This window comes from Pseudofrankia sp. DC12, assembly GCF_000966285.1.
Classification (GTDB): domain Bacteria; phylum Actinomycetota; class Actinomycetes; order Frankiales; family Frankiaceae; genus Pseudofrankia.
Genome location: NZ_KQ031391.1, coordinates 205,366 through 216,960, shown reverse-complemented (window position 1 = coordinate 216,960; position 11,595 = coordinate 205,366). Strand labels below are relative to the sequence as shown.

Sequence of the window (11,595 nt, the reverse complement as noted above, 5' to 3'; positions counted from 1 at the left end):
ACCCGAAAGAGAACCAAGGTGCGAGACACTCTGCATGCCCGGGCGGTGAGTGCCGCCGGCGCGGCCGGTTCCCTCCACGAGGAGGCGCTGGACCTCGCCATCGGCCTGATGCCGAAATGGGGCGCCGGCGCCGCCCGCGACCTGATCGCGACCCTGCGGTCCGAGGCCGAGCCGTTTCCGTGCGTCTTCGCGGTGGCCGCCGCCAACAGCGGCGGGCTGCGGTTCGGCTTCGTCGACGACCTGTCCGACGAGCGGACCTGGTCGGTGCTGCCCGACATCCTCGCCAGCTACCTCGCGACCTACCAGTCGATCTCGCGGAACACCTCCCTGGTCGTGTTCTTCGGGTCCGGCAACGGGACGGTCGGGCAGGAGAGCGACGACGTCCTCGGGTACGAGCGGCGGTTCTGGTCGCTGCTGCGCTACCTGCACGACAGCGACGGCGAGCCCTGGCCGTCGGACATCCCGACCGACACCGACGACCCGGCCTGGGAGTTCAGCTTCCGCGGCTCCCCGATCTTCGTCGTCTGCAACACGCCGGCCCACCGCCGGCTGCGCAGCCGGAGCAACCCGGTCTTCAACATCACGTTCCAGCCGCGCTGGGTCTTCGAGGGGCTGGCACCGACCACCCCGCGGGGCGCGGCGGCCCGGAAGGTCATCCGCGAGCGGCTGCGGCGGATGGACGAGGTGGACTCGACCCCGCTGCTGGGCTCGTACGGCGACCCGGCGAACCGGGAATGGAAGCAGTACTTCCTGCGTGACGACGCCTCGGTCGCCGCCGGGTGCCCGTTCCGGGCGAGGTGGGAGGCCGCCGGCGGGCCGGCCGCCGGAGGCCACTCGGGCGAGACCAAGGAAGCGCACGGGCAGGCGGCTGCCGGCGGGCTGGCCGCCGCGCCGGCCCACGACGAGCCGGCGCCCCGCCTGTTCAAGGTGGTCGTCAACCAGGAGCAGCAGTACTCGGTGTGGCCCCAGGAGCGCCGCAACGCGCTCGGCTGGTTCGACACGTTCGTGACGGGGACCCGGAGCGAGTGCCTGGACAGCATCGAGCTGGCCTGGGGCGACCTGCGGCCGCGCAGCCTGCGGCGCCGCATGTCCGCGACCGCCGGGCGCACCGCCGCGACGGGCGCCGGAGCGCGGGCGCGGGCTGGCCGGCCCGGCGCGGTCGCCGCGCGGGACCGAGTCTCCGTCTGACGACGGCCCGGGCGTCGTCGAGCGGCGCCCGCCCGCCACTGTGGAACCGAAGGGAACACTGACGATGGTCGCGAGCCGGCCTGCCACACCCACGCCGTCCCACCCGCCCCGCGACGACGCCCCGGGCGGCCACGAGCCCGCGGCCGCCGCGCACGGTCCCGCGCCGCTGTCGTCGGCCCAGCGCCGGTCGTGGTTCCTGCACCGGCTCGCCCCCGACAGCAGCGCCTACCACCTGTCGGTGGGCGCCCGTCTCACCGGCCCGCTCGACCTCGAGGCTCTGACCGCGGCGTTGCGCGACGTCGTCGACCGGCACGAGACTCTGCGGACCGTCTACCCGGCCGACGCGGCCGGCGGGCCGACGCAGGTCGTCCTCGACCGCCCGGCCGCCGAGCTGTTCACCGTCACCTTCCAGGACCTGACGGCGCGGCCGGCGGCCGCGGTGCGGGCGGCGATGGCGGCCTTCGGGCGGGAGCCGATCGACCTCGGCGGGCAGATCCCGCTGCGCGCTTTGGTGGCGCGGGTCGGGCCGGACGAACATGTCCTGTACCTGGTGCTCGCCCACATCGCCGCCGACGACCCGAGCTTGGCGATCCTGTTCGCCGATCTCGCCGCGTGCTACCGGGCCCGGTGCCAGGGCGGCCGGCCCGAGCCGGGAGCGCCGTCGGCCCGGTATGCCGATCATGCCCGGCGCGAGGGCACGGCCGAGCAGCTGACCGAGGTCACCCGCCACCTGTCGTGGTGGCGTGACGCGCTCTCGCCGCCACCGCCGCTGCTCGCCGCCGCGCTGGCCGGCGCCCGCGACGACCGCGAGCCGGCGCCGGCCCGACACCCGGACCTGGCGGATGCCGACCGTCCGGCACTGCGCCGCGAGGTGACGCTGACCGCCGAGGTCACCCGGCGGCTGCGCGCCCTCGCCGTCGCGCACCAGACCTCCCTCGCCGACGTCCTGCTCGCCGCCGGAATGGTCCTGCTGCACCGCTCCACCGGCGAGACGGACATCGCCGTCGGCACCTCCGTCACCGATCGCCCGCACACCGGGCTGGAGGGCGTGGTCGGGAACTTCGCCAACACGGTCGTGCTGCGGGCCCGGGTCGACGCCAGGCGCACGTTCGGCGCGCTGGTCGAGGCGGTGCGCGAACGCAGCTTCGCGGCCAGGGCCCGCCGGGAGGCGCCGTTCGACGAGGTCGTCCGGGCGCTGCGCGACGACCAGGGCAGGTGTGCCGCGAGTGCCAGGCCCGAGGGCTCGCCCGGCCGCCCGCTGGGCCCGGGCCTCGTCGGTGGCACCGGCGGGGGCCTCTTCGACGTTGCGTTCTCCCACCGCTCGCGGCTGCTGCCCGACGTCGCCCTGCCCGGCCTGAGCGTCGAGGAGCTCGGGCTGGAGAACGGTGCCGCGCGCTTCCCGCTGGTCCTGACCGCGCAGGACGACCCGGACGCCGTCACGGTCGCCGTGGCCGTCGACGCCACCGTCTTCACGGCCGCGGCCGCGGACCGGCTGGTCGGCCGGTTCGCCCGGTTGTGCGAGCAGGCCGATGAGCACGTCGTGGTCGGCGAGCTCGACGCCCTGTCCGCCGCGGAGCGCCGGCTCGTCGTCGACGACTGGCCGAGCGGGCCGGTGAGCCCGCTCGTCGAGCGCTCGCTCACCGGCCTGGTGGCCGACCAGGCCCAGCGGGCGCCCGACGCGCTCGCGGTGGTCGGCCTCGACGGTGACGGTGGCCCCGCCGTCACGCTCAGCTACGGCGAGCTCGAACGACGGGCCGAAGAGGTGGCCGCCCGGCTGCGCGCCGCGGGGGTCGGCCCCGAGGTCACCGTCGGGGTCTGCGTCCCGCGGTCCGCCGCGCTCGTGGTCGCCCTGCTCGGCGTCCTGCGGGCCGGCGGCGCCTTCGTGCCGCTGGAAGCCAGCTGGCCGGCCCGGCGCGTCGTGGCCGTCGCCGGCGGTGCCGGGATCGCGGCGGTGGTCACCGGGGCTGGCGTCGCCCTGCCCGAGCTGCCCACGGCCGGTCCACCCGGCGTTCCGTCGACCGGGACCGTGCCGGTGATCCGCCTCGACCCCGCCGGCCGGCCTGCTGGAGTGCACGACGGCGTCGAGGCCACGGCCACCGATCTGAGCGCGGACCCGGGCCTGGTCGAAGACCCGAGCGGTGGCGTCGACCTGGAGAACCTCGCGTACGTGATCTACACCTCCGGGTCGACCGGGACGCCGAAGGGCGTGATGATCCGCCATCAGGCGATCTGCAACCGGCTGCGCTGGCAGGCCGACCTGCTGGGTCTCACGGCCGGCGACGTCCTGCTGCACAAGGCGCCGCTGGGCGTCGACATCTCGGTCAACGAGATCTTCCTGCCGCTGACGGCCGGGGCGCGCCTCGTCGTCGCGCCGCCGCGGGCCGAGAGCGACCCGGACGCGCTGCTGGAGATCATCCGCGAGCACTCCGTGACGTTCTGCTACGTCGGGACGTCCCTGCTCGACGCGATGCTCGGCCGCCCGGACGCCGCGGTGGCCGGGCTGTCGCTGCGGTACGTCTGGTGCGGCGGCGAGGTGCTGCCCGACGAGCTGTACCGCCGGTTCCGGGACCGGTGGGACGCGCGGATGTTCCACGGCTACGGGCCGGCCGAGGCGACGATCGGCGTCTCCTGCCGGGTGTTCGAGCCAGGCGGCGCAGCCCCGCGCGTCTCGATCGGCCGGCCCAACCCGAACACCCAGATCCGGATCCTCGACGACGAGTACAACCCGGTGCCGGTGGGCGCGGTCGGCGAGCTGTTCATCAGCGGTCTGCCCCTCGCGCGGGGCTACCTCAACGACCCGCGCCGCACGGCGGACCGGTTCATGCCCGACCCGTTCAGCCCGGTGCCGGGCAGCCGGATGTACGCGACCGGGGACCTGGCCCGGTTCCGCCCCGACGGGGAGATCGAGTTCCTGGGCCGGGCCGACAACCAGGTCAAGATCCGCGGCTTCCGGGTGGAGCCGGAGGAGATCGAGCACGCGCTGGCCCGCCACCCCGGCGTGCGCCAGGCCGTCGTCGTGCTAGCCACCGCCCGGGCCGGCACGGACGAGCTGCGGGCGTACTACCTGGCCGAGGGCGACGCCGCCCCGCCCACGGCCGCCCAGCTGCGGGCCTGGCTGTCCGAGCGGCTGCCCCGCCACCTGGTCCCCGATGTCTTCGTCCCGGTCGGCGAGCTGCCGCGCACGGCGGCCGGCAAGACCGACCGGCGCGCGCTCGCCGCGCTCGGCTCCCCGGCACCGGATCCCTCGGGCGCCGAGCACCTCGCCCCGGCCGCCGGCCTGGAACAGCTCGTCGCCGACGTCTGGTCCCAGGTGCTGGGGGTCGAACGGGTCGGGGCCGACGACGACTTCTTCGGGCTCGGTGGCCACTCGCTGCTGCTGATCCGGGTGCAGACCCAGCTGGAGGCGCGCCTCGGCCGGCGGGTCGCGCTGCCCGACCTGTGCGCCCACACCACCGTCGAGCGGCTCGCCCGCCGGCTGGACGCCGTGCGGGCCGACGCGGACGGCCCGGGTCGCGATGCCTGAGCGCCCGCGCCTGACTGGCTGCCCCCGCGCCCCCCACCATCCCCGCCGGAGGAGGAACCGATGACCCCGGACCAGACGACGACGACGCTGGCCGAGCTCACCAGCCCGGACCACCCACTCGACCCGGCACCCGCGGCCGGCCCCGACGACGCGCGGACCCTGACCGCCGGTGGGGACGACCTGGTCCGCCGGGTGGAGGCCGCCCAGCGCGGCGCGGGCGCGCACGCGCTGGTCCGTGCCTTCGCGGCCAACCCGGCGTTCCGGGCCGCCGAGTGGGAGGAGCTGACCACCGAGTCGGACCCCTACCGGCGCCCGGTCCGGCCCGCCGACCTGGGCTGGCTGGACTACGCCACCGAGCTGGCCGCCGCCGACGTGCTGAAGCTCTCCGGCCTGCTCGGGCACCGGATGCTGCGCAACATCTACGACGCCGACCTGCTCTACCTGCCGCCGAGCCGCAGCGAGGCGGCCGACCGGGACGGCGCCGACTTCTACGGCCCGGCGAACCGGCTGCGCGGCGCGCTCGCCCAGCCGGTCCTCGAACGCCACCTGTTCTCCTTCCTGGCCTCGGCCCGGCCATCCTCGCCCGGCGGCCGGCTCGGTGGGCTGCTGGGCGACCTGCACGGGTACTGGGAGGAACGCCGCGACCACCCGGGAGACGCGTTCGCGGTCCTGCGCGGCACCCTCGACCGGCGCGAGGCGACGACGTTCGCGCTGCTGCAGCTCTCGGCCTTCCTGCCGGCGGCGCGCACGGCGGTCGGGCGCGGCGCGCTCGGCGAGTACGACCTCGCCCAGCCCGCCGCCCGGGCCCTGCTCCTCGCCCACTACCAGCGCTGGGTGGCGGGCTCGGCCAGCTGGGCGGCCCTGCTCGCCGCGGCGGGGCTCACCGCGTCGGTCGGCGCCTACTGGCAGCTGTACCTGAACACGTCGCTGGCCCGCGGCAACCACAGCCACCAGCTGTCCCGGTCGCCGCTGCGCCACGCCGAGCTGCTCGGCGCGTTCACGCACCAGCTCGTCGACGAGTCGGTCACCGCCGAGTCCTGGGCGGACGCGGTCGAGGACGGCCTCGGCGACCGGCCCGCCTTCTTCGCCCAGCCGGTGCCGCTGGCCACCCCGGCCGCGCTCGACGAGCTGGTCGGCGCGCTGCTGGCCCCGCTGCTCGCGGTGTCCGGCGACGCGGCGCTGACCGCGTTCCACGCGGGCTTCGCCGACGCGGCCCAGCTCGCCCGGCTGTGGGACCGCGACCTCGCCGCGCAGCTGGCCTGGGCGGACGCGATTGAGGAACACAAGGCGAAGGCGCGGGCCATCGACGCCTACCTGACGGCCGAGGGCATCGAGGTCGATCTGGACACGTTCGTCGAGTCCTGCGACGAGACGTCGACGACGCATGTCCACGACGAGCACCGGCTGGTCATGATCGAGTCCGGCGACATGCATTTCTGGAACAACGTCACGCACAAGATCTCGCTGAGCGACGGCGACAAGATTCTCATCCCGAAATCGCGGCTGCACGGGTCCACCGTGCTTTCTGGGGTGTGTACGTACCACCAGCCGATCATTCCGGACGACATGTACCTGAGGTTCTAGGCCCGGCGGAGCGCCGCCTGTTTCATCGCCGACAGATGGGAATGGTTGTGAGTTCGCGCTATGAGGACGGTCTGGCGCCCGTCGGGACGGCCGGCGAGGGCACGGTGCTCGAGGACTGGAACGACTTCAGGGTGCCCGCGTCCACCACGACCGTCGCCGAGCTGTTCACCGCCCAGGTACGGCGCTCACCGGACGCGCCCGCGCTGGTGGCGCCGCAACGGCGGCTGACCTACCGGGAGCTCGGGGCCCGGGTGTTCCAGCTCGCCAGGGCGCTGCGCGCGCGGGGCCTCGGCCCGGAGGACGTCGTCGGCATCCGGCTCGCGCGGTCGGCGGAGATGGTCATCGCGGTGCTCGCGGTGATGGCCGCCGGCGGCGCGTTCGTCCCGGTCGAGCCGGCCTGGCCCGAGGCGCGCCGCCGCCAGGTGCTCGCCGAGGCGCGGGCCCGGCTGGTCGTGACCGGTCCGGACGCGGTGTCCTCGTCCGGCGCGCTGGTGGACGGTCTGCCCGCGGTCCTGGCCAGCCTGGCCGCCTGGCCCTGGGACGGTCAGTCCCGCGAGCCGCTCGATCTGCCGATTCCCTCGGCAGGGCTGGCCTACGTCATGTTCACCTCCGGGTCGACCGGGACCCCGAAAGGGGCGATGATCCGCCAGGACGCGATCGCCGAGCGGCTGCGGTGGCAGGCCACGGACCTGTTCGGGTTCGGGCCGGATGACGCGTCCCTGTTCAAGGCGCCGCTGTCGTTCGACATCTCCATCAACGAGATCCTGCTGCCGCTGGTCTGCGGCGGCCGGGTTGTCGTGGCGGGGCCGGACGGTGAGATCGACCCGGGCTATCTGGTCGATCTGATCGAGCAGGAGCGGGTCACCTTCGTCTATCTCGTGTCCTCGATGCTGGACATTCTCCTGGAGGCGGCGGAAGGGACGTCGGCGCTCGGTTCGCTGCGCCACGTCTGGTGCGGGGGAGAGGTGCTGACGCCCGCGCTCTTCGCCCGTTTCCGCGCCCAGCTCGGTACCGCGCTCTACCACGGGTACGGCCCCGCCGAAACCACGATCGGCGTTTCCCACGTGATCTACCGGGACAGCGCGGAGCGTCTGGCCGCGTCGATCGGCCGGCCCAATCCGCATACCCAGCTCCACCTGCTCGACGACCGGCTGGAGCCGGTGCCGGGCGGCGCGGTCGGTGAGCTGTACGTGGCCGGTTTCCTGCTCGGCCGCGGCTATGTGCACAACCCGGCGATGACCGCCGCGCGTTTCGTCGCCGACCCGTTCGCCGGCGGCGGCGCGCGGATGTACCGGACCGGGGACCTCGCCCGCTGGAACGCCGCCGCCGGCTGGCTGGAGTTCGTGGGGCGCACCGACAACCAGGTGAAGATCCGAGGGATGCGGCTGGAGCTGGAGGAGGTCGAGGCCGCGCTCGCCGCGCACCCCTGGGTGCGCCGGGCGGCGGTCGTGCTCTCCCAGGAGGCCGCCGCGCCCCGGCTGCTCGCCTTCGTCGTCCCCGACGCGGACCGCGCCGGCGTCGGCCGGGCCGGCTCCGGGCCAGGAGCGGCGGCGGTCGCCGGCGACCCGGTCGTCGGCGAGGTGCTGGCCTGGTGCGCCGCCCAGCTACCCCAGTACATGGTGCCGAGCGTCGTGACCGTGCTCGACACCCTCCCGGTCACCGCTGGCGGCAAGGTCGACCGCCGAGCCCTGACGCCGCCGCCAGCCGCCCACGCGTCCGTGCGCGGCTAGCGGGCCTCCGGTGCCCGCGCCGGATTTGTTCGCGTTGGGGCTGGACGGGAGCGTCTCGATCCACTTAACTAAGCCTTACTTAAATCTCGCTGGTCACGTCGGGCCCTTGAACGCTCTGGCCGCCCACGTCCCGCGCCGAGGCCGCGGCTCGCGCCCGGCCACGGCTGCCGGCGCGCAACTCCACCACGCCCCGCGTGCCGTTAGCGCGCGGCCTGACCATGAAACGAGAAGGCAGTGCGACACGGACTGAGACTCCTCCTGACGGTGCTGCTCGCCGTCGCCGCGGTGGCCACGGCCGCCGGCTGCGGCAGCAGCGATGGCAGCGGCGGCGCAGGGACGGTGGCGTCAGCGAGCGCGGCGGCGGGCAGCTTCCCCGTCACCCTGAAGAACAAGTTCGGCACGACAGTCGTCCCGGCCCAGCCGAAGCGGATCATCGCGCTCAGCTATGAGGAGGACACCCTGGCGACGCTCGGCATCACGCCGATCGCGTACGCGCGGAACCCGTACAAGCCCGACGGCGTCTTTCCCTGGCTGTCCGGAAAGATCGACCTGTCGAAGAGCACGGCCCTCGACACCAGCGGCGACCTGAACCTCGAGCAGATCGCCTCGCTGCACCCGGACCTGATCCTGGCCACGAACTTCTACGGCCTCGAGGACTACTACGGCAAGCTTTCGAAGATCGCGCCGACCGTCGGCTACACGGATGACGCCGGCATCGCGACCTGGCAGGAGAACAGCACCATCATCGGCAAGGCCGTCGGTCGTGCCGCCGATGAGCAGAAGGCGATCGCCGCGACCGAGAAGACCATCCAGGACGCCAGGTCGAGCCTGCCCGGCCTGGCCGGCAAGACCTTCAGCTACTCCTTCTACTACGAGTCCGGCGGCCTGGCGGTGATCGACGACCCGAAGACGGTGTCGGTGCAGCTCTACTCCGAGCTCGGGATGAAGCTCGCGCCAGGCGTGACCGCCAACGTGGTCGACCGGGAGCTGAGCATGGAGAAGCTCGGGGCGCTCGACGCCGACTTCATGCTGGTCGGCTACGCGGCGCCTGAGCTGAAGACCGAGATGGACGCCAACAAGCTGTTCACCGACATCCCGGCGGTGCGGGCGGGACGGGTGCTGGAGGTCGACGCGTTCACCGCGGGCGCGGTCAACAACCCGACGATCCTCAACATCCCATGGCAGCTGGAGCAGCTCAAGCCGGTCCTGGCCAAGGCCGCGGCGACCACCTGACCGTCCTCGGGCGGTCTGGTGGACGGGCCCGGCGTAGGCTGGTGCTGTTGGCGAACAGTTGGCCCGGACGGGCTGCCGCGCCTCGCCATCGCGGTCCCGTTGAGCCTCCTGTCTCGACGTTGGGCACCTCGGTGGCCTCTCTCCTCTGTGAAGGCCCTCATGTCCGCTGAGAACGGTTCCGCGCCTTCCGCCGCTCCGCCCGCCACGTCGCCGGCGGTGCTCGGTAGCCGATACGGTACGTGCGACGGCAAGGCCGCGCTCGCCCGGGAGACCAGCCCGGGCAGCTGGCAGGTCAAGGTGCACGATCCCAAAAGTCCCCAGGCGGGCCACGACGGCTGGGTGATGATCGGCCGCGACTGGCCGTCGCTCGCAGAGGCCTCCGCCGCCACCGGCCTGTCCTGAGCCCTGGCTAGTCCGCGGGCCCCTGGCCGGGCGGCCTCCTGCGCGTCTCCGAGCTGCACCATCAGCATCCCGGTCGCCTGGTGGACCTCGGCTCGGTACAGCCCGAGGGTGTCCTGCGGGCCCAGCCCTGACCGCCGGCCGGTCAGGCTGGGCGAGGCGCCGGCCGGCGGGTCGAGGAGCGTCAGCGCCGCGACGTCCGCGACGATCTACGCGTCCGCCAGCGTGTCGTCGCCGAGCGGCCCGGGCCGCCCGCACAGGAGATCGAGAGCGCCCAGGCGGACTGCGCCGATCTGCAGCGGGAACGCGAAGACCGCCCGGAAGCCGGCGGCCAGCACGGCGGGGGCGAACATCGGCCAGCGACGCTCAGGCTGCCCGGCGAGGTCCGCGACGAGCACCGGACGCCGGTGGCGGACAGCGTCCCAGCCGGGCCCCTCCCCGAGGGTGAACTGAAGATCGTCGAGGCATGCGGCAGCCGGGTCGCTCGCGCCGGCGACCCGCGCGGCACCGTCGGACGTCACCGCGATCGCGGCCCCGTCCACCGGCAGGGCCGACACGACGCCGACGCACAGCCGGTCCAACGGGGTGGCGTCCCCGGACTGGCCCGCCAGCGGGGACAGCAGCTCGCGGCGAGGCCGGCCGGGATCACTCACGTGCTCCCTGACTGGCACGCAGGCGCGGTGGGAGGCCGACGAGGTTCCCGGCCGTGACTAGCCTGTTCTCCCGGCCCGGATGGCGCGACGGTGCCCCGACCTCGTGCAGCCACCGCAGCACCTCGCCGTAGGAGCCCAGCACGCTGGCCTCCTGGTAGGCGACGCCCCGGGCCTCGCAGAACGCGCGGACCAGCGGCTGCGCCCGGCGCAGGCTCGGCCGCGGCATGCTCGGGAACAGGTGGTGCTCGATCTGGTAGTTCAGCCCGCCGAACACCAGGTCGGTGACTCGGCCGCCGCGGATGTTGCGCGCGGTCAGTACCTGGCGGCGCAGGAAGTCCGGCTCGTCGCGGGCCAGGAGGGGCATCCCCTTGTGGTTCGGGGCGAACGTGCATCCCATGTACAGGCCGAACAGCGCCTGGTGGACGAGCACGAAGACCACGGCCTTGACCGGCGACAGGACGAGGGCGACGACGGTCAGGTACGCGGTGAAGTGCACCAGCAGCAGCAGCGCCTCCACCACGGCGGCCCGCCCGCGCCGCCCGGCGAGCTCCCGCACGCTCGCGACATGCAGGTTCAGCCCCTCCAGCAGCAGGATCGGGAAGAACAGGTAGGCCTGGTACGACGTCAGCAACCGGCCCAGCCCATGGCGACGGCGGGCGTCGGCCGGTGTGAAAACGAACGCCCCGGCGCCGATGTCCGGATCCCGGTCGACCTGGTTGGGGTGGCTGTGGTGCCGGTTGTGTTTGGCCAGCCACCAGCCGAAGCTCAGCCCGGCCATCAGGTCGCCGTGCAGCAGGCCCACGGCGTCGCTGGCCCGCCGGCCGGCGACGATCTGCCGATGCCCGGCGTCATGCCCGACGAACGCGACCTGGGTGAACATCACCGCCAGGAACGCGGCGATGCCCAGCTGCCACCACGAGTTCCCCACCAGCACGAACGCCACCCAGCCGGCGCCCAGCAGGCCGAGGTTCACCGCGATCCGCGCGCAGTACCAGCCAGGCCGGCGATCCAGCAGCGACGCGTGCCTGACCCGGCGGCCCAGCTCGCCGTACTCGGTGCCCCGGGCGCCCGTCACCCCCGCCGGGGACGGTTGCCCCGCGCGAACCCCAGCAACGATCTCCGTCGTCATGGTCATCCCTCTCAGTTGACCAACGCATCAGCGAGAGGGAACCCGGAATAGGCGTTCGGACCAGACCCGGACGAGAACACAGCCACGCTGACGTAGCACTTCCCAGGCTACGCCGCCCCCGGTCGCCCCCGCCGATCCGAAGCGCCGGCTTACCTG

At 73.9% G+C, this 11,595-nt stretch carries 8 protein-coding genes; 6 read left to right on the top strand and 2 right to left on the bottom strand.

The annotated features are described in order from the left end of the window. Positions 1 to 18 precede the first annotated feature (18 nt). From FRADC12_RS00895 to FRADC12_RS00870, 6 genes are all read left to right on the top strand, one after another. On the top strand, positions 19 to 1,188 hold the full coding sequence (locus tag FRADC12_RS00895; RefSeq protein WP_045875183.1) for a YqcI/YcgG family protein: 1,170 nt from the start codon (positions 19 to 21) through the stop codon (positions 1,186 to 1,188). A gap of 64 nt (positions 1,189 to 1,252) precedes the next feature. Further along, positions 1,253 to 4,711: a non-ribosomal peptide synthetase gene (locus FRADC12_RS00890; RefSeq protein WP_052710614.1), complete on the top strand. Its 3,459-nt coding sequence runs from the start codon at positions 1,253 to 1,255 to the stop codon at positions 4,709 to 4,711. 60 nt (positions 4,712 to 4,771) lie between these two features. After that, positions 4,772 to 6,295 (top strand): cupin domain-containing protein, encoded by a 1,524-nt coding sequence (locus FRADC12_RS00885; RefSeq protein ID WP_232303522.1) that lies wholly within the window; start codon positions 4,772 to 4,774, stop codon positions 6,293 to 6,295. A gap of 41 nt (positions 6,296 to 6,336) precedes the next feature. Further along, positions 6,337 to 8,025, top strand: coding sequence for an amino acid adenylation domain-containing protein (locus FRADC12_RS00880; RefSeq protein WP_232303521.1), 1,689 nt, complete (start codon positions 6,337 to 6,339; stop codon positions 8,023 to 8,025). 234 nt (positions 8,026 to 8,259) lie between these two features. Next, positions 8,260 to 9,258, top strand: a complete 999-nt coding sequence (locus FRADC12_RS00875) for an iron-siderophore ABC transporter substrate-binding protein (protein WP_232303520.1) — start codon at positions 8,260 to 8,262, stop codon at positions 9,256 to 9,258. Positions 9,259 to 9,417: 159 nt separating this feature from the next. Continuing rightward, positions 9,418 to 9,660, top strand: a complete 243-nt coding sequence (locus FRADC12_RS00870) for a hypothetical protein (protein ID WP_045878881.1) — start codon at positions 9,418 to 9,420, stop codon at positions 9,658 to 9,660. A 206-nt stretch (positions 9,661 to 9,866) separates the two neighbouring features. On the opposite strand, the gene FRADC12_RS27965 is transcribed toward FRADC12_RS00870, so the two are convergent. Continuing rightward, complete coding sequence (locus FRADC12_RS27965) at positions 9,867 to 10,310, bottom strand: GAF domain-containing protein (protein WP_052710613.1); 444 nt, start codon at positions 10,308 to 10,310, stop codon at positions 9,867 to 9,869. Beyond that, entirely contained in the window at positions 10,303 to 11,439 is a 1,137-nt protein-coding gene (locus FRADC12_RS00860) for a fatty acid desaturase family protein (protein ID WP_084011242.1), read from the bottom strand. The genes FRADC12_RS27965 and FRADC12_RS00860 overlap by 8 nt, the downstream gene beginning before the upstream one ends. Positions 11,440 to 11,595 lie beyond the last annotated feature (156 nt).